The organism is Lelliottia jeotgali (assembly GCF_016771845.1).
In the GTDB taxonomy this organism is placed as follows: Bacteria; Pseudomonadota; Gammaproteobacteria; order Enterobacterales; family Enterobacteriaceae; genus Enterobacter; species Enterobacter jeotgali.
Map to the genome: position 1 here is coordinate 196026 of NZ_JAENMQ010000005.1, position 24031 is coordinate 220056.

At 54.0% G+C, this 24031-nt stretch carries 23 protein-coding genes and 1 other annotated feature; of the genes, 12 read left to right on the top strand and 11 right to left on the bottom strand.

Annotated elements, in window-relative coordinates:
• Positions 1-9 precede the first annotated feature (9 nt).
• On the bottom strand, positions 10-1569 hold the full coding sequence (locus tag JBO43_RS12785; protein WP_095281026.1) for a cyclic di-3',5'-guanosine monophosphate phosphodiesterase PdeB: 1560 nt from the start codon (positions 1567-1569) through the stop codon (positions 10-12).
• 94 nt (positions 1570-1663) lie between these two features.
• Between JBO43_RS12785 and JBO43_RS12790 the strand changes: the two genes are divergently transcribed.
• The gene (locus JBO43_RS12790; RefSeq protein WP_202674455.1) at positions 1664-2383 is read left to right on the top strand and encodes a GntR family transcriptional regulator; all 720 of its coding nucleotides are present in this window, start codon (positions 1664-1666) and stop codon (positions 2381-2383) included.
• Here the strand turns inward: JBO43_RS12790 and JBO43_RS12795 are convergent.
• The gene (locus JBO43_RS12795) at positions 2371-3570 is read right to left on the bottom strand and encodes an enolase C-terminal domain-like protein (RefSeq protein ID WP_202674456.1); all 1200 of its coding nucleotides are present in this window, start codon (positions 3568-3570) and stop codon (positions 2371-2373) included. The genes JBO43_RS12790 and JBO43_RS12795 overlap by 13 nt on opposite strands.
• Before the next feature lie 278 nt (positions 3571-3848).
• Between JBO43_RS12795 and JBO43_RS12800 the strand changes: the two genes are divergently transcribed.
• The 3 genes from JBO43_RS12800 (at position 3849) to ykgO (ending at position 5719) form a co-directional block, all read left to right on the top strand.
• Complete coding sequence (locus JBO43_RS12800; protein WP_202674457.1) at positions 3849-5222, top strand: PTS transporter subunit EIIC; 1374 nt, start codon at positions 3849-3851, stop codon at positions 5220-5222.
• Between the two features lie 93 nt (positions 5223-5315).
• Positions 5316-5576 carry a type B 50S ribosomal protein L31 gene (locus tag JBO43_RS12805; RefSeq protein ID WP_095281030.1) on the top strand — a complete coding sequence of 87 codons (261 nt, stop codon included), beginning with the start codon at positions 5316-5318 and terminating at the stop codon, positions 5574-5576.
• Positions 5577-5578: 2 nt separating this feature from the next.
• Positions 5579-5719, top strand: a complete 141-nt coding sequence (gene ykgO / locus JBO43_RS12810; RefSeq protein WP_003859006.1) for a type B 50S ribosomal protein L36 — start codon at positions 5579-5581, stop codon at positions 5717-5719.
• Here ykgO and JBO43_RS12815 read toward each other — a convergent pair.
• Positions 5716-6426: a GNAT family N-acetyltransferase gene (locus JBO43_RS12815; protein ID WP_095281031.1), complete on the bottom strand. Its 711-nt coding sequence runs from the start codon at positions 6424-6426 to the stop codon at positions 5716-5718. The two genes, ykgO and JBO43_RS12815, sit on opposite strands and share 4 nt — an antisense overlap.
• A gap of 99 nt (positions 6427-6525) precedes the next feature.
• Here JBO43_RS12815 and pdxR point away from each other — a divergent pair, with 99 nt between their 5' ends.
• Positions 6526-7983 (top strand): MocR-like pyridoxine biosynthesis transcription factor PdxR, encoded by a 1458-nt coding sequence (pdxR, locus tag JBO43_RS12820; protein WP_202674458.1) that lies wholly within the window; start codon positions 6526-6528, stop codon positions 7981-7983.
• Here pdxR and JBO43_RS12825 read toward each other — a convergent pair.
• The 6 genes from JBO43_RS12825 to acrA all read right to left on the bottom strand — a co-directional run bounded on the left by JBO43_RS12825 (position 7955) and on the right by acrA (position 14798).
• Positions 7955-8422 (bottom strand): YlaC family protein, encoded by a 468-nt coding sequence (locus JBO43_RS12825; RefSeq protein ID WP_095281033.1) that lies wholly within the window; start codon positions 8420-8422, stop codon positions 7955-7957. The genes pdxR and JBO43_RS12825 overlap by 29 nt on opposite strands.
• Before the next feature lie 115 nt (positions 8423-8537).
• Positions 8538-9089 carry a maltose O-acetyltransferase gene (gene maa, locus JBO43_RS12830; RefSeq protein WP_095281034.1) on the bottom strand — a complete coding sequence of 184 codons (552 nt, stop codon included), beginning with the start codon at positions 9087-9089 and terminating at the stop codon, positions 8538-8540.
• 217 nt (positions 9090-9306) lie between these two features.
• Positions 9307-9525 carry a hemolysin expression-modulating protein Hha gene (locus tag JBO43_RS12835; RefSeq protein ID WP_012016344.1) on the bottom strand — a complete coding sequence of 73 codons (219 nt, stop codon included), beginning with the start codon at positions 9523-9525 and terminating at the stop codon, positions 9307-9309.
• Positions 9526-9552: 27 nt separating this feature from the next.
• The gene (tomB, locus tag JBO43_RS12840) at positions 9553-9927 is read right to left on the bottom strand and encodes an Hha toxicity modulator TomB (RefSeq protein WP_095281035.1); all 375 of its coding nucleotides are present in this window, start codon (positions 9925-9927) and stop codon (positions 9553-9555) included.
• A gap of 508 nt (positions 9928-10435) precedes the next feature.
• Entirely contained in the window at positions 10436-13582 is a 3147-nt protein-coding gene (gene acrB / locus JBO43_RS12845) for a multidrug efflux RND transporter permease subunit AcrB (RefSeq protein ID WP_095281036.1), read from the bottom strand.
• A gap of 22 nt (positions 13583-13604) precedes the next feature.
• A complete protein-coding gene (gene acrA, locus JBO43_RS12850; protein WP_095281037.1) occupies positions 13605-14798 on the bottom strand; it encodes a multidrug efflux RND transporter periplasmic adaptor subunit AcrA in 1194 nt (397 codons plus the stop codon).
• Positions 14799-14940: 142 nt separating this feature from the next.
• Between acrA and acrR the strand changes: the two genes are divergently transcribed.
• Positions 14941-15594, top strand: a complete 654-nt coding sequence (gene acrR / locus JBO43_RS12855; RefSeq protein WP_103946785.1) for a multidrug efflux transporter transcriptional repressor AcrR — start codon at positions 14941-14943, stop codon at positions 15592-15594.
• 107 nt (positions 15595-15701) lie between these two features.
• The gene (gene mscK, locus JBO43_RS12860; RefSeq protein WP_165790615.1) at positions 15702-19055 is read left to right on the top strand and encodes a mechanosensitive channel MscK; all 3354 of its coding nucleotides are present in this window, start codon (positions 15702-15704) and stop codon (positions 19053-19055) included.
• Between the two features lie 45 nt (positions 19056-19100).
• Here the strand turns inward: mscK and rsmS are convergent, their stop codons facing one another.
• Together rsmS and priC are read right to left on the bottom strand one after the other, a co-directional pair.
• A complete protein-coding gene (rsmS, locus tag JBO43_RS12865; protein ID WP_095281040.1) occupies positions 19101-19256 on the bottom strand; it encodes a pleiotropic regulatory protein RsmS in 156 nt (51 codons plus the stop codon).
• Between the two features lie 12 nt (positions 19257-19268).
• On the bottom strand, positions 19269-19796 hold the full coding sequence (gene priC, locus JBO43_RS12870; protein ID WP_202674459.1) for a primosomal replication protein N'': 528 nt from the start codon (positions 19794-19796) through the stop codon (positions 19269-19271).
• Between the two features lie 50 nt (positions 19797-19846).
• Here priC and JBO43_RS12875 point away from each other — a divergent pair, with 50 nt between their 5' ends.
• The 5 genes from JBO43_RS12875 to recR all read left to right on the top strand — a co-directional run bounded on the left by JBO43_RS12875 (position 19847) and on the right by recR (position 23942).
• The gene (locus tag JBO43_RS12875; protein WP_095281042.1) at positions 19847-20224 is read left to right on the top strand and encodes a DUF454 family protein; all 378 of its coding nucleotides are present in this window, start codon (positions 19847-19849) and stop codon (positions 20222-20224) included.
• A gap of 154 nt (positions 20225-20378) precedes the next feature.
• Positions 20379-20930 carry an adenine phosphoribosyltransferase gene (gene apt, locus JBO43_RS12880; protein ID WP_010428187.1) on the top strand — a complete coding sequence of 184 codons (552 nt, stop codon included), beginning with the start codon at positions 20379-20381 and terminating at the stop codon, positions 20928-20930.
• A gap of 89 nt (positions 20931-21019) precedes the next feature.
• Positions 21020-22948, top strand: a complete 1929-nt coding sequence (dnaX, locus tag JBO43_RS12885; RefSeq protein WP_103946781.1) for a DNA polymerase III subunit gamma/tau — start codon at positions 21020-21022, stop codon at positions 22946-22948.
• Positions 22278-22342, top strand: a sequence feature (DnaX frameshifting element). It overlaps the preceding gene by 65 nt.
• Before the next feature lie 56 nt (positions 22949-23004).
• Positions 23005-23337 (top strand): YbaB/EbfC family nucleoid-associated protein, encoded by a 333-nt coding sequence (locus JBO43_RS12890; RefSeq protein WP_095281044.1) that lies wholly within the window; start codon positions 23005-23007, stop codon positions 23335-23337.
• Positions 23337-23942, top strand: a complete 606-nt coding sequence (gene recR, locus JBO43_RS12895) for a recombination mediator RecR (RefSeq protein ID WP_095281045.1) — start codon at positions 23337-23339, stop codon at positions 23940-23942. Before JBO43_RS12890 ends, recR begins: the two co-directional genes overlap by 1 nt.
• Positions 23943-24031 lie beyond the last annotated feature (89 nt).

Genomic DNA, 24031 nt, shown 5'->3' on the forward strand with positions numbered 1-24031 from the left:
GCCGGGCTTTTACTCTGGATCGAGATTAATCTCCGCCCACATGATGAACTCCACTTTAGATAGCGCTTTACTGTAAAGCCACCCCTGCCCGTACTGCACGCCGTGACGGCGCAGCCACTCCAGCTGCCCTTCCGTTTCAATCCCTTCGGCGACCATCGCCATGTTCAGTGATTTTGCCATCTCGATAATGTGCGGCGTGACGTTTTTGTACTCCAGCGCATCCACGAAAGATTTGTCGATCTTGAGCGTATCCACGTCGAGATCCTGCAAATAGCTGAGGCTGGAATACCCGGTGCCGAAATCGTCGATATAGACTGGATGCCCGGAACGGCGCAGGCTGGCCACGGCCGGGGCGCTGATTTTCGGGTCGGCAAAGCCGCGCTCGGTCAGTTCCAGTGCAATCTGCTGCGGTTTGATTTTCCAGTGGTTCAGGAGACGGCTCAGCAACGACGGCAGTTCATCGCAGAACAGATCCGCCGGAGAGAGGTTGATGGAAATATGCTGATCCGGATAGTGGCGCAGCCATTCGCCCATATCCTCAAATACTTTCTCGACAACCAGCCGGGTGAGGCGGGTAGTGAGTCCTGTTTGCTCCGCCAGTGGGATAAAAATGTTGGGTGATAACATGCTGCCATCCGGCTGCGGCCAGCGCACGAGGGCTTCGGCACCGGTGATCTTTCCGCTATCCAGCGCCACAATCGGCTGATAGTGCACCACCAGTTCGCGCGCGTTGATTGCATCCAGCAGGCGATAGCGTGGAGATTGCAGGCGGCGCAATACGCGCATGATAAACGCGGCAGCCATAATGCTGATTAACGCGCCAAAGGGCAGCCAGAACAGCAGTTGCCGGTGCCAACTCTCTTTTAACGGCTCAAGAGACGCCCAGGTGACCACGGCGTAGCGCAGCTCCGGCACGTCTTTCACCACGTACATTGACCCTTTATGCTGAAGTTGCGTGAGGCGTTCGTCGTGGAGCTGACGCCAGACATCCAGTTTCAGCGGGTTACTGCTGGCGAAAACCACATTGCTGTCTTCCCCGACCAGGGCAGCTTCAATGGGCCAGGTGCCAAAAGGGATCACGTCAATCAGGGAGGCCGGGTCGATCACTACCATGTAGTGACCCTTTCCCAGCACCAGCATAAAACGCTTAAAGCCCAGATCGTTTTGTTGCGTCAGCCAGGCGCTGTAGCCATCGACGGTGACGCGCGCTGGCGGCGGGAAGCGGGCGGCGTTGCTGACCTGTTCGAGCGAAGAGCAGACGGGTTTTTGGTCATCAACATACATCACTTCCTGCACATAGCGCAGGGAGTAAGCCACCCTGCGCATCTGCAGGAGATGTTCGTGGCTGCAGGGGACGTCCTGAAATTCGTTGAGTTGGTTGAGCGCCATTTTGCCCTGGCCCACCACGCGCTCGGCGCGGATCAGCACGCGTTCGGAATAACGGTCCAACGCTTCGACAAAAGTATCTTCCGCCTGACGATGGGCCAGCCAGACGCTCAGACAGATGGGGATCAGCACGGCAATGATCAGAACACCAGTCACCAGGCTGACCAAATGGCGAGTTGTCATGCTCGTGTTTCCTTTCTGATGTGCTGATTTAAATTACCGTGGAATGATAATCTTATAGTATGCGGCAGAGTTTGATTTCATTCAGGTAAGGCTAATGAAAAAAAAAGAGTTTGTGACGCAAGATCTGCTGAGCAAAATTTACCAGAACACCACTCCTGGGCCGCGTAAGCTGTCGCCGGAAAGACAGCTCGCCGAGGAATACGGCGTTTCACGTTTTACCATTCGACAGGCACTGGAAAAGCTGGTCAGCATCGGCGTGGTGCGGATTGTGCAAGGCTCGGGGATCTGGATCAACGAGAATGCACGTAATAATCCTCTGGTTTATAACTCGATCACCGAAAAACGCTTCGATCAAATCCGCTACCGCATGATCAGTCTGCATAAAACGCGCCCTGACCGCGCTGCACAGCAGATTTTTGGACTCGATGAGGAGAGTTTTATCTGGCACTTCTGCCGTCTGCGCTACGTTGACGATGTGCCGGTGCAGCTCGAGATTTCCAGTATGCCGGTGGCTGATTTTCCCGATCTGAATCAGCAGGCGATTGAGCGCTCGATCCAACAGTATGTCCTGAGCAAAGGATTCACCATTTCCCATATGTTAACGACTTACCGCGCGGTGAGCGTGGGCCGTGAACAGGCGGTGATTCTGGGCTGCAAGAAGGGCAGCCCGGCGATGCATATTAATAATCGCGGCATTCTGGATGGCGGACGCGTGTTCGAAGTGAGTGACATTATCGACATCAATTACACCTGTACTTATGTCATCCCGTATAACCACGACAATTTAACCTGGCGTCAAAATCAGGGCGTATGAATCGCGCCGTCGGGCAGGCGGCTTTGCGTCCATTCATGAGGGCGATACACCAGCGGATGGGCCAGCGCTAACTCTTCAACGAAGCCCACGCCAATGCCTGGATTCACAGGTGGATAGATAAATCCGTCTTTCGCTTCTGGCGCGCCCGGGAAAACCGCGTCCGTGGTGGCGGAGCGAGGAATAAATTCCTGAATCGCCGCATTGTGCAGATGAATATTCAGATGGGTATTCACCGCCACGCCGATCGGCGTCATATCGCCCGGCCCATGCCACGCCAGACGCACACCAAAGGCCTGACAAAGATGCGCCAGCTTGATGGCCGGAGTGATCCCACCGATCTGCGAGACGTGGCAGCGGATGAAGTCGATGCGGCGATTGACGATCAGGTCATGCCATTCAGCCGGGTTATTAAACAGTTCGCCCAGCGCCAGCGGGACGCAGCTTTGCTGACGCACCTGCTCCAGCCAGGCGCTTTGCTGTGGCGGTAAAATGTCTTCGATAAAATAAGGCTGGAACGGCTCAAGCTGTTTTGCCAGCTGAACGGCCTGCTGCGGGAACAAGCGTTCGTGAACGTCGTGCAGAATATGCAGCTGCCAGCCGTATTTTTCCCTTAGTGCGCGGAACATATCGACGGTATTGGCCATGTATTCCTGCTGATCGAACCACGCACCGGGCGTCGGGTTATCTGGCGAGTGAAGCGCTGACGGTGTGCCGCCGTAAAAACCAAGCTGGCAGCGAATATGGCGATAACCCTGCGCCAACAGTTTATCCACCGAGGTGAAAAGCGCTTCCAGCGTGTCGCCGCTGGCGTGGCTGTAAGCGGGGATCGCATCGCGAGATTTGCCACCCAGCAGTTGATACAATGGCATGCCAGCCAACTGGCCTTTGATATCCCACAGCGCCATATCGACACCTGATATCGCATTGTTCATGACCGGGCCATTACGCCAGTAGGCGTTGACGTTCATCATCTGCCATAAATCTTCGATGTTGTTGGCATCGCGTCCAATTAGCAGCGGCTTCAAATATTCATCCACCAGCGTTTTTACCGCCAGCGGGCGCTGCTGGAAAGTGGCACAGCCGTGTCCGGTGATACCCTGGTCGGTAGTCACTCGCACCGTCACCAGATTATGTCGGTCCGGTCGGGTAATAAAACACTCGATATTTTTAATCATCACAGGCGTCACGAAATAACTCCTTTGGTGCTCTGTGGGAATAGGTTATGGGGAATATCATCACCCTAAAAATGTTGGTGGGTAAACCGTTTTTTTGACTATTTATTTTGGTCAGGTATTTAACGTAATAGTTATTAAAAAACGAACCAATTTTAGCCTGGTGCGAGTTTTAAGTCTTTTGTAGTGGCTAAATGTGAGCGGTATCAAATTTTATTGGTTTGTTTTGTTGAGGTGGTTTAATTATCCTCATGGCAACATTAAAACGACAACAACATCCGGCAGGAGTCTTTATGGGGACGCAAGAAGCCATCAATAATATTATTCGTCTGGTCGGTGGCCAGGGGAATATCAATAAAGTCTGGCACTGTATGACGCGGCTACGTTTTGATCTGATTGACGATAATAAAGTTGACCAGACGGAGATTAAAAAATTACCCGGCGTACTGGGTGCGCAGCTGCAGAGCGACCAGTTTCAGGTCATTATCGGACCGAAGGTGAACAGCTGGTACGAGCAAATGCTGAGCGTGCTGGGGAATAGCGACTCCGTAGCGCCGACGGCGACAAAAGGGCGTAAGAGCCTGGTGTCGCTGTTTATGGATACGGTATCGGGTGTGTTTGGTCCGATTGTTCCGGCGATTGCCGGGGCGGGGATGATCAAAGGTCTGCTGGCCGGACTTATCGCCCTCAAAGTGGTGTCGGCAAAAAGCGATACGGTGATGGTTATCGATCTGATTGCCAGCGGTGTCTTTTACTTCCTGCCGTTCTTCCTTGCGGTTTCGGCGGCGAAGATCTTCAAAACCAACGAATATCTGGCAGCGGCGGTTGCGGCCTGTTTGATGTATCCGTCGCTTATCGAGGCGGCTAAAGCACTGGCAACGCATCAGGAAGGGGCGGCGAGCGCTATCTGGTTGCTGGATGTGATCCCGGTGTCGGTCTTTAACTATTCATCGAGCGTGATCCCGGTGATTTTCTCCATCCTGGCGTTGAGTTACATCCACCGCTGGGTGGATAGCATCATGCCTGATGTGCTCAAAACGGTATTTACCCCGACGCTGACGCTGTTCATTGGCGCACTGGCGGCGCTGGTGGTAATCGGGCCGATCGGGATTTGGCTGGGTAAAGGACTGGCGCTGTTCATCGAAGGGTTGTTTAGCGTGTCGGCGAGTTTTGCCGGTTTAGTCGTGGGGGCAATTCGCCCGGTGGCGATCCTTACCGGTATGCACCACGCCATGACGCCTATCGCCCTGCAAAACTTCAGCGATCGCGGGTACGACATGCTGATGCCGATGATGTTTATGGCCAACATGGCGATTGCCGGTTCGACGTTTGCTATCTGGCGTTTAAGCCGTGACCGCCAGGAGCGCACCGTCACGCTGTCGGCGGCGATTTCCGCCCTGCTCGGTATTACGGAACCGGCGCTGTTTGGGGTTCTGACGCGCTACAAAAAAGCCTTTATCGCGGCCACGGTTGCCAGTTCACTGGCCTCGGCGTTTATCGCTTTCTTTGGTGTGCGCCTCTACGGCTACATTCTGTCGAGTATTTTCAGCCTACCCGCCTACATCGGGCCGTATTTTGTCTTCGCTCTTGCGGGCGTGGTGATGGCACTGATTCTGTCGTTTGTGTTAACGACCGTGCTGGTGGGCAAAGAACAGGCGGGGGAATAGTAAGCGAAACCCTCGCCTCGCGGCGGGGGTTGTTTTTTGTTCGGGACTCGGATACGATTATGTTATGTTATAACAAAACATGACGAGTTGACCATGAAAGCAGATATCCATCCGTACTACCGCACCGTCGTTTTTCACGACACCAGTGCCAACGAATATTTTAAAGTAGGCTCGACGATTAAGACCGACCGCGAAATCGAACTCGACGGTGAAACGTTCCCGTATATCACCATCGAGGTCTCATCGAAATCGCATCCGTATTACACCGGTAAGCAGAAAACCTTCTCGACTGAAGGCAGCGCGGCTCGTTTCCGTCAGCGTTTTGGCGGTTTCATTAATGCGAAGCGAGGCTGATCATGCAGGTATTGAACTCGCTGCGCAGTGCCAAACAGCGCCATCCCGACTGTCAGATCGTGAAACGCAAAGGCCGCCTGTACGTGATCTGCAAATCAAATCCGCGTTTCAAAGCGGTGCAGGGACGTAAGAAAAGACGTTAATTCAGTGATTCTCGCCAATTTTCCAGGGATCTTATCTGCTTGCCGTCGGCGCTGAAATTGTCGGCGGCAAGCCAGTTCTGAAATGCGCTGTCCAGCGCTTTCCACTCTTTATCAAGAATAGAAAACCAGTCGGTGTCGCGGTTGTGGCCTTTGATGACCAGCGCCTGACGAAAACGTCCTTCATACTGAAAGCCTAAACGCAGCGCTGCCCGGCGCGACGGTTCATTCAGGCTGTTACACTTCCACTCAAAACGACGATAGCCCAGCTCATCAAACACGTAGCGCATCAGCAGATACTGCGCTTCCGTAGACAGTGGCGTGCGGCTCAGCAGCGGTGAAAAATGAACGTGGCCGACTTCGATGACGCCATTTTTAGGATCGATCCGCATCAGTGCCAGCGTCCCGACGGGCGCGTTGGTTTTATTGTCGATAACGGTGAAATGAATGGGATCGGACAGCTCGCAGACGCTTGAAACCCAGGCGGTAAACTCTTCAACATTGGCATCCGGTTCACGCAATAGCCATGTCCAGCTGCGGGTATCTTCCGCCAGCTGATAGGCGGCAAAAAGCGCGGCGGCATGTTCCGGGCGTAGCGGGGTTAATGAACAATAGCGCCCCTTAAGTTCCACACGTTCTGGATGCTGGCGCGGCTGCCAGTCGATAAGTGCGTCACCCACTGGCTGGCCAAACTGATTGAGTTGGTTCATCTTGATTCCCGTTGCTTAAGTAGAGTTTCAGAGTAGGGAATATGTGGCTCTGTAAAAAGGTCCACATTGTTATGTTATGGTGGTACCACGGAGGATGCCATGAACATACCAGGCGACGACTTTTACGCATTAATTACGCGAGCGCTGCAACAGCGCGGCGAGAATACGCTCCAGCGTTCGTTATACAAGGCGCTGCGCGAAGCCATTCTAAGCGGCAGGTTGCAGGCCGACAGCCGCTTGCCGGGTTCTCGTCTTATCGCCCAGCATCTGGCGATTTCCCGCAATACGGTGAACGCGGCGCTGGAACAGCTGACGCTCGAAGGCTATTTGCTGCGTAATCGCCAGGGGACACGCGTAGCCCGTCTGGGGAATCATGATTCAACTCAGGAGCCGCAAGGACTGGACGTTACCCTCGCGCGCCGTGTGGCACACCTTCCCGCGCCAACGCCGCGCGGCACGCCGGTGCCTGCATTCACGCCCGGTACGCCTGCAATCAACTATTTCCCTTTACCCCAGTGGCGACGCTTATACGATCGGGTGCTGCGCGAAGAGGGCAGCGCACTGCTGGGTTATGGTTCTCCGGCCGGAGAACTTACGCTTCGCGAGGCGATTGCCCGTCACCTTGCGCTCTCGCGTGGTATTCAGTGCGATGCCAGCCAGATTGTGATTACCGAAGGCGCGCTGGAAGGCGTAAGCCTGTGTACTCAGCTATTGAGTGAGGCGGGAGATATTGCCTGGATTGAAGATCCCGGATACGCAGGCGCAAAAAGCGCGTTTGCAAAATCGGGTCTGACGATGGTCGGGATGCCGGTTGATGAAGAAGGCGTGCGCCTGGAAATGCATGAGCACTCACCCAAACTGATATTCACCTCGCCATCTCATCAGTATCCCTACGGAAGTGTGCTCAGTATCAACCGGCGTTTTGCGCTGCTGGAAATAGCGCGTCAGCACAATGCCTGGATTATCGAAGATGATTACGACAGTGAGTTTCGCTATAGCGGCGAACTGGTCCCGGCGATGATGGGAATGCAGGATAATGCGCCGGTGGTGTATCTGGGGACGTTCAGCAAAACGCTGTTCCCGTCGCTGCGCACCGGATTCATGGTCTTGCCGAAAGCGTTAGCACACGCCGTCCAGCCCGCTATAGGTTCTTTGCTGCGCGGCGGGCACCGTGCCGAACAGCGCACGCTGGCGTTGTTTATCGAAGAGGGGCATTACGCGAGACATCTTGCGGCGATGCGTCGACTGTATCGCAAGCGTTACCGACAGCTTCGCGAAGCGATTACAGCCGAACTCACCGTTCAACACCGGGTGCTGGCCGGAGAAGGTGGAATGCATTTGACGGTGGCGATTGATGGCGTGGATGATAAAGCGATCGTGCAGCAGGCAAAGCAGTATCAGTTGGCACCGGCGGCCCTGAGCGGCTATTACCTTGATACGCAGAAGGGGCAAACCGGTCTGGTGCTGGGATACGGGAATACTTCAGCGTCGCAATTTGCGCCTGCTATCAGGCGCTTGCAGATACTAATTACGCAGTGGCTGGACGAGAAAGGGTAAACACGTCGTAGAACGACAGTTCGCCTTTGGTGGAGATCATCTTCTGCAATTTCGCCTTTTGCGTTTCTTCCACGTTCGGTGAATGCAGAATCTCGCTGAGCAGCTCCGGCGGCACATAGCGCGTGTTGTACCACTCGCCGTTATAGCACACGCGGAAATCGAGTACGTCGATGTCTTCATAGCGATAGCGGGGATTAACGTCGAAGAAGAAAAAGGCATTAAAGACGATAAACAGAACCACCAGCAGCCAGACTGAGCCAATCAGCGTTTCTGACAGCAACATAACGACGAGCGTCGCCAGCAGCGCGGCATACATTGCCAGGAATAAGCCAGGGTGTTTACGGATAAAGCTAATGCTAAAGCGCGGGCGATTGTCGCGCTTTTCGCGGGAATTAAGATCGTCGATGGTTTGAGTAAGCAGGCGCTGTATCTCTGTCATTTATAACCTTCATGAATTTTAAAATACAGGGGATCTGCCTATTTTAGGGGAGCGGTTGGTGTGAAAAAAGTAACAGTTATGCGCTGAAAAACCATAACAGTTGCCGGTTTCTCGCTTACAGCGTTTTGATGACCTTCGCGGGATTACCGCCCACCACGACGTTAGCTGGCACGTCTTTTGTGACCACCGCGCCCGAGGCGACGACTACGTTATCGCCGATAGTCACACCGGGATTAATCACTGCGCGTCCACCAATCCAGACATTATTACCGATAGTAACCGGCTTGCCTAATTCGGCGCCGCTGTTGCGTTCTGTCGCATCTAAAGGATGGGTGGCAGTATAAATATGGACACCCGGCGCCAGCATGCAGTTATCACCGATATGAATAGGGCAAACGTCCAGCATCACGCAGTCGAAATTGGCGTAAAAATCTTTTCCGAGGAAAATGTTATAGCCGTAATCACAGCGAAAACTTGGCTCGATATATGCGCCTTCGGCCTGGCCAAGAAGGTCAGCCAGTATTGTACGACGTTCGGCTTTAGCATCGGGTTCCGTGTGGTTATAGCGATGAACCAGATGGCGTGCGCGCAGGCGCTCTGCCCGCAATGTTTCATCCGAGGGGCGGTAAAGTTCACCGGCAATCATCTTTTGTTTTTCTTCACTCATGGGAAACCTCACTGGAATAATCTTTGCGCAATAGCGTAAAGAACCTCATCGTGAAAGGGAACGTTCCCATTGAGCTGATGTGATGATAGTCACAACATTGTTGCCTTGGCGCACATTTGAAACGATGGGTCTGTCTGTCACACAGGGATCGTAAATCGAAAGGTGAGTTCAGCGTAAAGAAGATAACGATAAAACCTATAAAACACAGAGTTAAAAATTAACGGACAAATTTCCACACAGAAACAGGGATTTTGTCATACAGCTTATTCATCGTTAACTCAGCAAGGCGGTGATCGGCAGCTGAATAAAATACAGCCAATTCATGATCGGGCAGCTCGTATTTATTTTTTTCAATAACACGCTCCAGCGTGTCGAGTGACTGGCAACGTCGCAAGCGCATCAAATAATCTGTCTTTGTTAATGGTTTATCAGACATAAATTTACCTTAGTATTTGTAATAATTTTAACAGGAATGACTGACCGGGTTAGCTCTGCTCACGTTGATGAAACAACGGAATAGGCGATTTCCCGATTTGCGCCATTTTTGCAAATCCTGTGTGTTAATGCCGTAACTGCTGAACAACATAAAGGTGTCGTCCAGATATTCATCAATTTGCTCAATCAGTTTATTATCTTCATTGTACTTAATCTTATAATTAAGTGCGAAGGTTGCTATATGTTCGATGAGTTCATTTAGCTGCAAATTGATAGCGGAAGTTGGATCATTAACCCAGCCGTGGTTACTTTCATCAAGATTGGCAAGGCAGTCATGGTACAAGGATTCGCAGAGAAATTTCAACTGCGCGATATCATGCCTTTTTGGCGAGTACTCGTCCATAGCGCATCCCCTTTTGAGTGATTCTTTACTCACCGAGCATCAATGTCCGGATGGATACAACTGGCTTAGCCTTTACGGGTGCTTGTCCTGATGCCTTAACTATAATCCATGCTGATCAAGATTTCACCGCGCTATTACGAAAAATTACAATTAAAAGTTTAGTTAACGGGCTTTATGAGAATGTCCATCATTAATGGGGGCATTTTTAACGTCATCAAGGTTGGTAATTTGGCTGCAACCTTTAGATTCATCACGTTAGCTTAAATTTACGAATGAAATCAGGATTCAGACATGTCGCTTGTCACACTACTCGACCAGGAATAATCCTAATAATTTAAGGTGTCTCTGAATTATAATACCCGCTGCAGTGATTAATGAATGCATTAAATAGGATACGCCATATTACGATGGGGAAAATAAATGAACCGACAATAAGCGTATTTTATGATTTCGTTCAGACAAAGAAAAAGGCCGCAAATTGCGGCCTTTTTAGTATGTGAAACCGGTATCAGTGATGATCTACCGGGTGACTATGTTCAACGTCGTCACTCTTACGGCTGAAGCGGCGGCGTACCACCACGAAGAATACCGGAACGAAGAAGATAGCCAACACGGTCGCAGTGACCATCCCGCCCATTACACCTGTACCGACGGCATTCTGCGCACCGGAGCCTGCACCAGAGCTGATGACCAGCGGCATTACCCCAAGGATAAACGCCAGGGATGTCATCAGAATTGGACGCAGACGCATACGCACCGCTTCCAGCGTGGCCTCAATGAGGCCTTTACCTTCTTTATCCATCAGGTCTTTGGCGAATTCCACGATAAGTATCGCGTTCTTCGCCGACAAGCCAATGGTTGTCAGCAGGCCCACCTGGAAGTAAACGTCGTTGGTCAGACCACGGAATGTAGCGGCGAGTAGCGCGCCGATAACACCCAACGGAACCACTAGCATAACGGAGAACGGAATCGACCAGCTCTCGTACAATGCGGCCAGACACAAGAACACCACAATCAGTGAGATGGCGTACAGGGCAGGGGCCTGGTTACCGGACAGACGTTCCTGATAGGACATACCCGTCCAGTCATAGCCGATGCCTGAAGGCAGTTTCGCCGCCAGTTCTTCCATCAGGTTCATGGCTTCACCAGTACTTCTGCCTGGTGCTGCCTGACCGAGGATTTCCATCGATGGCAAGCCGTTGTAACGTTCCAGACGCGGTGAACCGTATTCCCAATGGGAAGTCGAGAAGGCCGAGAACGGAACCATCTGACCATTGCTGCCGCGTACATACCAGTTGTTGATATCGTTCGGCAACATACGGTATTGCGCTTCGGACATCACGTACACTTTCTTCACACGACCGCGGTCGATGAAGTCGTTGACGTAGCTACCGCCCCAGGCTGCGCCCAGCGTGGTATTGATGTCACTGATAGAAACGCCCAGCGCCTGTGCTTTTTCCTGGTCGATATCGATCTTGTACTGCGGCGTATCTTCCAGGCCGTTAGGACGCACGCCGACCAGCAGGTCAGGGTGTTTCGCCACTTCGCCAAACAGCTGGTTACGCGCCTGAGTCAGTTTCTCGTGACCTAAACCACCCTGGTCGATCAGCTGGAAATCGAAGCCGGTTGCCGTACCCAGTTCCACGATCGCTGGCAGGTTAAAGGCGAACACCATCGCATCTTTGATCTGCGAGAAGGTGCCCATCGCGCGGCCGGTAATTGCTTCAACTTTGTTCTCTTCGCCTGGACGTTCGCTCCAGTCTTTCAGAGATACGAAGGCGATACCGGTGTTCTGACCACGACCCGCAAAGCCAAAGCCGTTAACCGCAAATACGGATTCAACGTTCGCTTTCTCTTTGGTGAGGTAGTAATTGGTCACTTCATCCAGCACTTTCTGGGTACGTTCTTGCGATGCACCCGCAGGAAGCTGCGCCATTGTCAGGAATACGCCCTGGTCTTCATCCGGCAGGAAGGAGCTTGGCAGACGAACGAACAGGAACGCCATGCCGACCACGATGATGATATACAGCAGCAGATAACGACCGGTGCTGCGCAGAATATTGCCTACGCTGTCGGTGTAATGATGCGTGCTCTTATCAAACATGCGGTTGAACCAACCGAAGAACCCTTTATGCTCACCGTGGCCCCCTTTCTGAATCGGTTTCAGCATGGTGGCGCACAGCGCTGGCGTCAGGATCAATGCCACGAGAACAGACAGCGCCATTGCCGAAACAATGGTGATGGAGAACTGACGGTAAATCGCACCGGTTGACCCACCGAAGAAGGCCATCGGGATAAATACCGCTGACAGAACCATCGCGATACCGACCAGTGCGCCCTGAATCTGGCCCATTGATTTACGCGTCGCTTCCTTAGGCGGGAGTCCTTCTTCGGCCATCACACGCTCGACGTTTTCGACCACCACGATGGCGTCGTCCACGAGCAAGCCGATGGCGAGCACCATCCCGAACATCGTCAGGGTGTTTATCGAGAAGCCGAACATCGCCAGTATCGCAAATGTGCCTAACAATACGACCGGTACGGCGATGGTTGGAATCAACGTCGCGCGGAAGTTTTGCAGGAACAGATACATCACCAGGAACACCAGGATGATCGCTTCGACCAGCGTTTTCACTACTTCGTGAATCGAGATTTTAACGAATGGCGTGGTGTCATACGGGTAAACGATTTTCAGACCTGACGGGAAGAACGGCTCCATTTTCGCCAGTTCAGCACGGATCGCATTGGCGGTATCCAGCGCGTTTGCGCCAGTCGCCAGTTTAATCCCCAGACCGGAAGCAGGCTGACCGTTGAACTTCGCTACGATGTCGTAGTTTTCACCGCCCAGTTCAACCTTCGCAACGTCGCGCAGGCGAACCTGAGAACCGTCCTGGTTCACTTTTAGCAGAATTTTACTGAACTCATCGGCCGACGTCAGACGGGTCTGCGCGATGATAGAGGCGTTCAACTGCTGGCCTTTCACCGGCGGCGTACCGCCTAACTGACCGGCGGCGACCTGGGCGTTCTGCGCTTTAATGGCGCTGATCACGTCCACTGGCGTCAGCTGGAAGTTGTTCAGTTTGTTCGGGTCCATCCAGATACGCATCGCGTACTGTGAACCAAACAGCTGAACGTCACCCACACCAGAAGTACGGCTGATCGCGTCCTTCATGTTGGCGCCCACGTAGTCGGAAATATCCTCCTGCGTCATGGTGCCGTTGGTGTTGATAACGCCAACAACCATCAGGAAGCTACTGGAAGATTTCTCCACGCTCACGCCCTGCTGCTGCACTTCTTGCGGCAGTAACGGCATCGCCAGCTGCAGTTTGTTCTGCACCTGAACCTGCGCGATATCCGCATCAGTACCAGACTGGAAGGTCAGTGTAATCTGAACTGTACCGGTTGAGTCACTGTTGGAGGACATGTACATCAGGTTATCGATACCGTTCATGTTCTGTTCGATAACCTGTGTCACGGTGTCCTGCACCGTTTTTGCGTCAGCCCCAGGATAGGTCGCGGTGATCGAAACTGCAGGCGGCGCAATCGTTGGATATTGCGCTACGGGCAGCTTCAGGATCGCCAGTCCCCCTGCAAGCATGATGATGATAGCGATCACCCATGCAAATATGGGGCGATCGATAAAGAAATTAGGCATGTCTTAACGGCTCCTGTTTAAGTTAAGACTTGGTTTGTTCTGACTGGCCACCGGCTGCGGCTTGTTGTTTCTCGTCAGATTTGACTTCCTGTGCTTTCACCTGCGCGCCAGGACGTACTTTTTGCAAACCAGTAACAATCACGCGATCGCCATCTTTCAAACCTTCCGTCACCAGCCATTTGTCGCCAATCGCCTGCGTAGCAGTGATTTGACGCGTTTCGACTTTGTCATCAGCACCGACAACCAGTGCGCTGGCATCACCGCGTGGCGTACGGGTTACGCCCTGCTGTGGAACCAGAAGTGCGGTTGGGTTGGTGCCTTCTTCCAGACGCGCGCGAACGAACATACCTGGCAACAGCGTGTGGTCAGGGTTCGGGAAAATTGCACGTAAGGTGATAGAACCGGTGGTTTGATCGACGGTCACGTCAGAAAATTCCAGCGCGCCAGCCTGCGGGAATTTGATGCCATCGCTGGTCACCAGTTCCACTTTTGCTTTACCGTTTTCTTGTTTCAGCGCACCGCTGGCCAGCTCTTGTTTCAGACGCAGGAAATCGTTGCTGGACTGCGTAACATCCACGTAGATCGGGTCAAGCTGCTGCACAGTTGCCAGCGCAGTGGCTTGTCCGTTCTGTACCAGAGCGCCTTCAGTGACGGCTGATTTACCAATACGGCCGCTGATAGGGGAGGTCACTTTGGTGTACGCCAGGTTAATGCGTGCCGTTTCAACAGCGGCTTTTGCGGCAACAACTGCAGCGTTAGACTGTTGAGAATCGGCCAGTGCCGTGTCGTAATCCTGTTGGCTGATGTATTGCGTGCCGAGCAATTTTTTATAGCGGTTCAACGTCAGCTGGGAGATTTTGGCAGCCGCTTCGGCTTTAGCCAGATCGCCTTTAGCGCTTTCGTAAGCGGCCTGATAGGTTGCTGGATCAATCTGATACAGAGAAACACCCGCTTCGATATCACCACCCTCGGTGAAGTTACGTTTCAGGATGATCCCGCTAACCTGAGGACGAACTTCCGCAACGCGGTAAGCGCTTGTACGGCCTGGTAATTCTGTGGTGATTTGGAGAGGTTCAGTTTTCAGCGTCACGACACCCACTTCTGGCATCTGCTGTGCTCCCTGTTGAGCCTGTTTCTCATCACATCCTGTAAGCGCTAAGCCGCCTGAGAGCATCAGAACGATCGCCAGAGGCGTTAGCCCTCTGTTTTTGTTCATATGTAAACCTCGAGTGTCCGATTTCAAATTGATCAATGGATCAAAAGTCCGCAAACCCATTGCTGCGTTTATATTATCGTCGTGCTATGGTACATACATTCATAAATGTATGTAAATCTGACTCCTGTAAATTCATTGACGTATGGCACGAAAAACCAAACAACAAGCGCTTGAGACACGTCAACACATACTGGATGTGGCATTACGCCTGTTTTCTCAGCAGGGAGTGTCTTCTACATCCCTGGCGCAGATTGCTCAGGCCGCTGGCGTCACACGCGGAGCGATTTACTGGCATTTCAAAAATAAGTCAGATTTATTCAGTGAAATTTGGGAGTTATCAGAATCCAGTATTACCGATCTTGAGACTGAGTATCGGGCAAAATTCCCTGACGATCCACTCTCAGTTCTGAGAGAAATTCTTGTCCATGTTCTTGAGGCGACAGTGATTGAGGAAAGACGCCGCCTGATGATGGAGATCATCTTCCATAAATGTGAGTTTGTCGGCGAAATGGCCGTTGTGCAACAGGCACAACGAAGCTTATGCCTGGAAAGTTACGATCGTATCGAATATACGCTGAATCAATGTATTCAGGCTAACATGCTGCCAGCAAATTTGCTCACCCGCAGAACGGCTATTTTGATGCGCAGCTATATTTCCGGGCTGATGGAAAACTGGCTTTTTGCCCCGCAGTCGTTCGACCTGAGACAAGAAGCACGCAGCTACGTCGCCATTTTGCTGGAGATGTGCCAGTTCTGCCCGACGCTTCGCGCTGACCCCGATTCCCTGCCGGGCTGAGCGCGGCCAGGAATTATCCTGGAGCATTATGTTCGCGCTATTCTGCCTGCACCTGCCGTGATATCCTTCGCGCCAGACTATTTCCGGTCATTTCTGACATCAAATTCATCACTATGCTGCACTACACTCGCTCGCAAAACCCTGTTTTCGCCCTGATTTTCGCGGTGCTGTTTTACTTCGCTATGGCCCCCGTCGTTCATGCTCGTGCTGACAACAATAACGATGTCCCGACCCGTGCGGACGTTCAGTCTCAACTGGACGCACTGAACAAGCAAAAAGACCTCACGCCGCAGGAAAAGCTAGTGCAGGCCGATCTGTCGGAAACGATTGAGACGCTGGATAAAATCGAGCGCGTCAAAACCGAAACCACCCAGCTACGTCAGAAAGTGGCCGAAGCACCGGACAAAATGCGCCAGGCTACGGCCTCGCTCAATGCCCTGAGCGACGTCGACAACGACGATGAAACCCGCAAGACCCTGGCCACGCTCTCCCTTCGCCAGCTTGAGTCCCGCATGTCGCAGGTGCTCGATGATTTACAAACCGGGCAAAGCGATCTCGCCACCTACAACAGCCAGCTGGTTTCTCTGCAAACACAGCCGGAACGCGTGCAGAACGCGATGTACTCCGCCTCGCAGCAGCTTCAGCAGATCCGTAACCGCCTGAACGGCACCACGGTGGGCGAGGGCGCGCTGCGTCCGACGCAGCAAACGCTGCTCCTGGCCCAGCAAACGCTGCTCAATGCGCAAATTGACCAGCAACGCAAAAGCCTCGAAGGCAATACCATTTTGCAGGATACGCTGCAAAAGCAACGCGATTATGTCACGGCCAATATCAATCGACTTGAGCATCAGCTCCAGCTATTGCAGGAAGCGGTCAACAGTAAGCGCCTGACGCTGACGGAAAAAACAGCGCAGGAAGCGGTCTCGCCGGACGAAACTACCCGTATCCAGAGCAATCCGCTGGTGAAGCAGGAACTGGATATTAACCACCAGCTCAGCCAGCGGCTCATTCAGGCCACTGAAAGCGGTAACTCGCTGGTGCAGCAAAATATCAAAGTTAAAAACTGGCTGGATCGCGCGCTGCAGGCGGAACGTAATATTAAAGAACAGATTGCGGTGCTGAAGGGCAGTCTGCTGCTTTCGCGCATTCTTTATCAGCAACAGCAGACGCTGCCGTCCGCCGATGAACTGGAAGACATGACCAACCGCATTGCGGATTTGCGTCTGGAACAGTTTGAAATCAACCAGCAGCGCGATGCGCTTTTCCAGAGCGATGTGTTTGTCGCCAAAGTCGAAGACGGTCATTCCAGCGAAGTGAATGACGAAGTTCACGATGCGCTGCTCCAGGTGGTGGATATGCGCCGTGAGCTGCTCGATCAGCTCAACAAACAGTTGGGCAATCAGCTGATGATGGCGATTAACCTGCAAATCAACCAGCAGCAGTTGGTGAGCGTGTCGAAAAGCCTGAAGGAAATCCTTACCCAGCAAATCTTCTGGGTAAACAGCAATAAACCGATGGACTGGGACTGGATTAAGTCTTTCCCTGAGACACTGAAATCCCAGATTAAGAGCATGAAAATTACCGTCAACTGGGAGAAAGCCTGGCCTGCGGTGATGATTGCATTCCTCGCCGGTCTGCCGCTGCTGTTGATTGCGGGACTGATCCGCTGGCGTCTCGGCTGGCTTAAAAAGTATCAGGCGAAGCTGGCTCATGAAGTGGGGCAACTGCGCAATGACAGCCAGTTACACACCCCAAAAGCGATTTTCATCGACCTGATCCGCGCCCTGCCGGTGTGTTTGCTGATCCTGGCGGCGGGCCTGATCCTGCTGACCATGCAGCTCAACATCAGCGATCTGCTGTGGGCGTTCAGCAAAAAACTGGCGCTGTTCTGGCTGGTGTTCGGTCTGTGCTGGAAAGTGCTGGAAAAAGACGGCGTGGCGGTGCGCCACTTCAATATGCCTGAACAGCTCACCAGCCACTGGCGTCGCCAGATTGTGCGCGTGAGCCTGGCCCTGCTGCCGCTGCACTTCTGGTCAGTTGTGGCCGAACTTTCTCCGCTGCATCTGATGGACGACGTGCTCGGCCAGCTCGCTATCTTCCTGAACCTGCTGCTGATTGCAGTGCTGATGTGGCCGATGTGCCGCGACAGCTGGCGCGACAAAGAGTCGCATAACATTCGGTTGATCACCGTCACCGTGCTGGCGATTATTCCGCTGGCGCTGATGGTGCTCACCGCGACGGGCTATTTCTACACCACGCTGCGCCTGTCGGGCCGCTGGATTGAAACCGTCTATCTGGTCATTCTCTGGAACCTGCTGTACCAAACGGTGCTGCGCGGTCTGAGCGTTGCGGCGCGGCGTATCGCCTATCGCCGTGCGCTGGCCCGTCGTCAGAACATGGTGAAAGAGGGCGCTGAAGGGGCGGAGCCGCAGGAAGAGCCGACCATCGCGCTGGAGCAGGTGAACCAGCAAACGCTGCGTATCACCATGCTGGTGATGATCGCCCTATTTGGTGTGATGTTCTGGGCGATCTGGTCTGATTTGATCACCGTGTTTGCCTATCTCGACAGTATTACCCTGTGGCAGTACAACGGCACTGAAGCCGGTGCGGCGGTAATGAAAAGCGTGACGATGGGCAGTCTGCTGTTTGCGCTGGTTTCGTCGGTGGTGGCCTGGGCGCTGATCCGCAACTTACCCGGTCTGCTGGAAGTGCTTATCCTGTCGCGTCTCAACATGCGCCAGGGCTCTTCTTACGCCATCACCACTATTCTCAACTATGTGATTCTGGTGACCGGGGCGATGACTGTCTTCGGTTCGCTGGGCGTCTCGTGGGATAAATTACAGTGGCTGGCCGCTGCGCTGTCGGTCGGTCTCGGTTTCGGTTTGCAGGAGATCTTCGGGAACTTCGTCTCTGGCCTGATCATTCTGTTCGAACGCCCGGTGCGTATCGGCGATACGGTCACCATCGGCACCTTCTCCGGGACGGTCAGCAAGATCCGCATCCGTGCGACGACGATCACCGACTTCGACCGCAAAGAGGTGATCATCCCGAACAAAGCCTTCGTGACCGAACGTCTGATCAACTGGTCGCTTTCCGACACCATCACTCGCGTGGTGATCCGCCTCGGCGTGGCGTACGGTTCGGATCTGGACAAGGTGAAAGAGGTGCTGCTGCGAGCGGCAACGGAGCATCCGAAAGTGATGCACGATCCGGCACCGTCCGTGTTCTTCACCACATTCGGGGCAAGTACCCTGGATCACGAGCTGCGTTTATACGTGCGTGAACTGCGCGATCGTAGCTATGCGGTGGACGAACTCAACCGCACCATCGATCGTCTGTGCCGTGAAAACGACATCAATATCGCCTTCAACCAGCTCGAAGTTCACCTGCGCAATGAGAAGGGTGACGAGCACACGGAAGTGAAGCGCGAAGTGAAGGGCGACGATCCGACGCCAGCTTGATCTTATTCCCTCTCCTTTTGGGAGAGGGCTGGGGTGAGGGGGAAACTACGGCGCTGAGTCAGGACGTAGTTTCCCCTCAAAATCCCGCCGCACAATCTCCAGTGCTTTCAACACCGTCTCCGCCGGAAGGTCATGATTTTCCAGCAGCATTATCAAATCGACGGCCAGTTTGACCTCATCAGGCGCATTTTCCAGCGACATGTTTAGCTCCATTTAGCGGGTCATGCGCGCAATCACGCGCTCTATCTCATCCAGCGCCTGACGGCAGCGGATGAGTCGTCCTTCCAGGGCGGAAATTTCCCGCATTAAACGCTGCTGTTCTTCCAGCGTTTCGCTTCCTTTAAGCTGCTGTTCGCGTTCGTTTTTCATCGCGTACAGGCGACGCTCAAAATCCTGATGCTCCAGCCGCTTACGCTGCCATTTTGCCGCTCCCGGCGAAGGTGTATCCCATACGCGCAGCGGCCAGGCGGTGATTTCACGGTGTAAGGCGGTGACCTGTTCCACCAGATGCTCCGCCAGCCACGCCACCTGCTCGTTTTGCTGGCTCTCGACGGCATGACGCAGCTCATCAAGGTTATGCTGAGTTTCATCCAGATAATCTTTTATCAGGGTACTGCGGGTACGAAACAACTGCCGGTCAAAGCGTGGCTTCAGCGTCGCGTGCTGCAACAGCGGTGATGCCTGCTGACGCAGGACGATCAGCTGATTTTGCAGCGTCTCCAAAAGCAAGGCTGTTTTCAATACGCTCTCCAGTGGTAAAGTAGCCGTTCAGTTTGATAACGATTCGCATTATGCAGCGTACTATTTTAATCATCATTGGCTGGCTTGCGGTAGTGCTGGGTACGCTCGGCGTGGTTTTGCCATTGCTACCTACGACGCCCTTTATTCTGCTGGCGGCGTGGTGTTTCGCCCGTTCATCGCCGCGCTTTCACCACTGGTTGCTCTATCGCTCGTGGTTTGGCGGCTATCTGCGCCACTGGCAACAATACCGGGCGATGCCACCTGGCGCAAAGCCTCGTGCTATTGCAGTTACGCTTGTGACCTTTGCCATTTCATTATGGCTGGTGAAGATGATGTGGGTGCGTATCCTGCTGCTGGCGATCCTCGCCTGTCTGCTTTTCTTTATGTGGCGAATCCCCGTCGTTGATGAAAAGCAACAAAAGCACTGAAGAGCAATGATGGCTGTTGCAATTATCCCGCTCAGCCAGTAAATTCGACCGTTTTCGAGCACAGGCGCGCCTGGTCAAAAGTTAATCGCTTGTTACTTTGACCACATGATTATGCGCGCCGTGAGAAACACCGTTTTTAACCAGGCATACATTTATGACCGCGACTGCGCAGCAGCTTGAATTTCTGAAAAACAGCATCAAAAGCATCCAGGACTATCCAAAGCCTGGCATTCTTTTCCGTGATGTCACCAGCTTGCTGGAAGACCCGAAAGCGTACGCACTCAGCATTGAATTGCTGGTGGAGCGTTATAAAAACGCCGGGATCACCAAAGTAGTAGGGACCGAAGCGCGTGGCTTCCTGTTCGGCGCACCGGTTGCGCTGGCGATGGGCGTGGGCTTTGTGCCGGTACGCAAACCGCGCAAACTGCCGCGTGAAACCATTGCCGAAAGCTATGAGCTGGAATACGGCACCGATCAGCTGGAAATTCACGTGGATGCGATCAAACCTGGCGACAAAGTGCTGGTGGTTGACGATCTGCTGGCGACTGGCGGTACGATCGAAGCGACCGTGAAACTGATCCGTCGTCTGGGTGGCGAAGTGACCGATGCGGCCTTCATCATCAATCTGTTCGATCTCGGCGGCGAACAGCGCCTGGAAAAACAGGGTATCACCAGCTACAGCCTGGTCCCTTTCCCGGGTCATTAATCCCTCTTCCCGCAACCTCGCCCAATGGGTGAGGTTGTGTTAGCATTACCCCCCTGAATATCCACCTTCCAGCGTTGCAGAGCCTGCCCATGAGTTATCAGGTGTTAGCCCGAAAGTGGCGACCCCAAACCTTTGCTGACGTTGTCGGCCAGGAACATGTGCTGACCGCCCTGGCGAATGGTTTATCGCTAGGACGCATCCATCACGCGTATCTTTTCTCCGGCACGCGCGGCGTCGGTAAAACCTCTATTGCCCGTTTGCTGGCAAAAGGCCTGAACTGCGAAACCGGGATCACCGCTACGCCATGCGGCGTGTGTGATAACTGCCGGGAAATCGAGCAGGGGCGTTTTGTCGATCTGATCGAAATCGATGCCGCCTCGCGCACCAAAGTCGAAGATACGCGCGACCTGCTGGACAACGTGCAGTACGCCCCGGCGCGTGGTCGCTTCAAGGTCTATCTGATCGATGAAGTCCACATGCTGTCGCGCCACAGTTTTAACGCTCTGCTGAAAACGCTGGAAGAGCCGCCATCGCACGTCAAATTCCTGCTGGCGACCACCGATCCGCAAAAGCTGCCGGTCACGATCCTGTCGCGCTGTTTGCAGTTCCATCTGAAGGCGCTCGACGTCGATCAGATTCGCACTCAGCTCGAACACATTCTTGATGAAGAAAAGATCGTCCACGAACCGCGCGCTCTGCAACTGCTGGCGCGAGCGGCGGACGGCAGCCTGCGTGACGCATTAAGTCTGACCGATCAGGCGATTGCCAGCGGTGACGGCCAGCTGTCGACCGAAGCGGTGAGTACCATGCTCGGCACGCTCGACGACGATCAGGCCCTGTCGCTGATTGAAGCGATCATTGAGGCCAACGGCGAACGCGCCATGTCACTGGTGAACGTTGCGGCGTCTCGCGGCGTCGAGTGGGAAACGCTGCTGGTCGAAATGCTGGCGCTGCTGCATCGCGTGGCGATGCTGCAACTTTCCCCGTCGGCCATTGGCGCGGATATGGCGATGATTGAACAGCGGATGCGTGAACTGGCGCGTACCGTTCCGCCCGCTGATGTGCAGCTCTATTACCAGACGCTGCTGATTGGCCGCAAAGAATTACCGTTTGCGCCGGACCGCCGAATGGGCGTCGAGATGACGCTTCTCCGCGCCCTGGCGTTCCATCCGCGGATGCCGTTGCCTGAGCCAGAAGTGCCGCGCCAGTCTTATGCTCCTGCTGCCCCGACGGCGGTCATGACGCCTACGGCGATGCCGCAACACTCTGCACCGCCGCCTGGGCCGGACGTACCGCTGCCGGATGCCACCAGTTCGGTGCTCGCCGCCCGTAGCCAGCTACAGCGCGCGCAGGGAGCAACCAAACCAAAAAAGAGTGAACCGGCAGCGCCAGGAAGAGCGCGGCCGGTTAACAACGCCGCCCTCGAACGACTGGCATCGGTAACGGAGCGCGTTCAGTCGCGCCCATCGCCGTCGGCGCTCGAACAGAAAGCCCCGGCGAAGAAAGAGGCTTACCGTTGGAAGTCGACCAACACCGCCGAAGCAGTGAAGGTGGAAGTGGCGACCCCGAAAGCGCTCAAAAAGGCGCTGGAGCATGATAAAACGCCGGAACTGTCCGCGAAGCTGGCGGCAGAATCCCTCGAGCGGGATGCCTGGGCCGCTGAAGTCAGCCAGTTAACGCTGCCGAAACTGGTCGAGCAGGTTGCGCTGAATGCCTGGAAAGAGCAGGACGGACATCAAATTCGTCTGCATTTACGTCCGGGCCAGCGTCACCTTAATTCTGCCAGTGCACAGCAGGTGCTGGCTGAGGCGCTGTCCACATTACAGGGCGCGCCGGTTGAATTGACTATCATTGAAGATGATAATCCAGCAATGCGCACGCCACTGGAGTGGCGTCAGGCCATTTATGAAGAGAAGCTCGCGCAGGCGCGCGAGTCGATTATTGCGGATAATAACATCCAGACCTTGCGCCGTTTCTTCGACGCCGATCTGGATGAAGAGAGTATCCGTCCCATTTGACCGTGAGTCTGACTCACAGTCGTAATCCTTAACGTGACTACTTAAGAGAGAAGCCTATGTTTGGTGGTAAAGGCGGTCTGGGTAACCTGATGAAACAGGCCCAGCAGATGCAAGACAAAATGCAGAAAGCACAGGAAGAGATCGCACAGCTGGAAGTCACTGGCGAATCCGGTGCGGGTCTGGTCAAAGTGACCATCAACGGCGCGCATAACTGCCGTCGCGTGGAAATCGATCCTAGCCTGCTCGAAGACGACAAAGACATGCTGGAAGATCTGGTTGCTGCGGCATTCAACGATGCTGCGCGCCGTATCGATGAAACCCAGAAAGAAAAAATGGCGTCTGTTTCCTCCGGAATGCAGCTGCCGCCAGGCTTTAAGATGCCGTTCTGATGCAAACCAGTCCGCTGCTCACGCAGTTAATGGAAGCGCTGCGCTGCTTACCGGGCGTTGGCCCGAAATCAGCTCAGCGCATGGCGTTTACGCTGTTACAGCGCGACCGCAGCGGCGGGATGCGCCTGGCGCAGGCACTGACCCGCGCCATGTCAGAAATCGGTCACTGTGCGGATTGCCGCACCTTTACCGAGCAGGATGTGTGCAACATCTGCACGAATCCGCGTCGTCAGGAAAACGGTCAGATTTGCGTGGTGGAGAGTCCGGCGGACATCTACGCCATTGAGCAGACCGGGCAGTTTTCCGGCCGCTATTTCGTGCTGATGGGCCATCTCTCTCCGCTGGATGGGATTGGCCCGGATGATATCGGTCTCGATCGCCTCGAACAGCGTCTGGAATCCGAGACGCTAACCGAAGTGATCCTCGCGACAAACCCGACGGTGGAAGGCGAAGCGACCGCGAACTACATCGGTGAACTGTGCGCGCAGTACGGCGTTCAGGCCAGCCGCATCGCCCACGGCGTGCCGGTTGGCGGCGAGCTGGAAATGGTCGACGGCACCACGCTGTCACACTCTCTGGCTGGACGTCACAAGCTTATTTTCTGACCAAACGGAGGCTGCAATCGTGGCCTCCGCTTGAAAACCTTCCGCACTATCCCCATCTCTCACTCAACTGCTTTTACACCCTAACTTAA

What these genes read in the sequence shown, in the direction of transcription:
- JBO43_RS12785 (WP_095281026.1), bottom strand. Translation starts at nt 1,569, where the DNA reads ATGACAACTCGCCATTTGGTCAGCCTGGTGACTGGTGTTCTGATCATT.
- JBO43_RS12790 (WP_202674455.1), top strand. Translation starts at nt 1,664, where the DNA reads ATGAAAAAAAAAGAGTTTGTGACGCAAGATCTGCTGAGCAAAATTTAC.
- JBO43_RS12800 (WP_202674457.1), top strand. Translation starts at nt 3,849, where the DNA reads ATGGGGACGCAAGAAGCCATCAATAATATTATTCGTCTGGTCGGTGGC.
- JBO43_RS12805 (WP_095281030.1), top strand. Translation starts at nt 5,316, where the DNA reads ATGAAAGCAGATATCCATCCGTACTACCGCACCGTCGTTTTTCACGAC.
- ykgO (WP_003859006.1), top strand. Translation starts at nt 5,579, where the DNA reads ATGCAGGTATTGAACTCGCTGCGCAGTGCCAAACAGCGCCATCCCGAC.
- JBO43_RS12815 (WP_095281031.1), bottom strand. Translation starts at nt 6,426, where the DNA reads ATGAACCAACTCAATCAGTTTGGCCAGCCAGTGGGTGACGCACTTATC.
- pdxR (WP_202674458.1), top strand. Translation starts at nt 6,526, where the DNA reads ATGAACATACCAGGCGACGACTTTTACGCATTAATTACGCGAGCGCTG.
- JBO43_RS12825 (WP_095281033.1), bottom strand. Translation starts at nt 8,422, where the DNA reads ATGACAGAGATACAGCGCCTGCTTACTCAAACCATCGACGATCTTAAT.
- maa (WP_095281034.1), bottom strand. Translation starts at nt 9,089, where the DNA reads ATGAGTGAAGAAAAACAAAAGATGATTGCCGGTGAACTTTACCGCCCC.
- JBO43_RS12835 (WP_012016344.1), bottom strand. Translation starts at nt 9,525, where the DNA reads ATGTCTGATAAACCATTAACAAAGACAGATTATTTGATGCGCTTGCGA.
- tomB (WP_095281035.1), bottom strand. Translation starts at nt 9,927, where the DNA reads ATGGACGAGTACTCGCCAAAAAGGCATGATATCGCGCAGTTGAAATTT.
- acrB (WP_095281036.1), bottom strand. Translation starts at nt 13,582, where the DNA reads ATGCCTAATTTCTTTATCGATCGCCCCATATTTGCATGGGTGATCGCT.
- acrA (WP_095281037.1), bottom strand. Translation starts at nt 14,798, where the DNA reads ATGAACAAAAACAGAGGGCTAACGCCTCTGGCGATCGTTCTGATGCTC.
- acrR (WP_103946785.1), top strand. Translation starts at nt 14,941, where the DNA reads ATGGCACGAAAAACCAAACAACAAGCGCTTGAGACACGTCAACACATA.
- rsmS (WP_095281040.1), bottom strand. Translation starts at nt 19,256, where the DNA reads ATGTCGCTGGAAAATGCGCCTGATGAGGTCAAACTGGCCGTCGATTTG.
- JBO43_RS12875 (WP_095281042.1), top strand. Translation starts at nt 19,847, where the DNA reads ATGCAGCGTACTATTTTAATCATCATTGGCTGGCTTGCGGTAGTGCTG.
- apt (WP_010428187.1), top strand. Translation starts at nt 20,379, where the DNA reads ATGACCGCGACTGCGCAGCAGCTTGAATTTCTGAAAAACAGCATCAAA.
- dnaX (WP_103946781.1), top strand. Translation starts at nt 21,020, where the DNA reads ATGAGTTATCAGGTGTTAGCCCGAAAGTGGCGACCCCAAACCTTTGCT.
- JBO43_RS12890 (WP_095281044.1), top strand. Translation starts at nt 23,005, where the DNA reads ATGTTTGGTGGTAAAGGCGGTCTGGGTAACCTGATGAAACAGGCCCAG.
- recR (WP_095281045.1), top strand. Translation starts at nt 23,337, where the DNA reads ATGCAAACCAGTCCGCTGCTCACGCAGTTAATGGAAGCGCTGCGCTGC.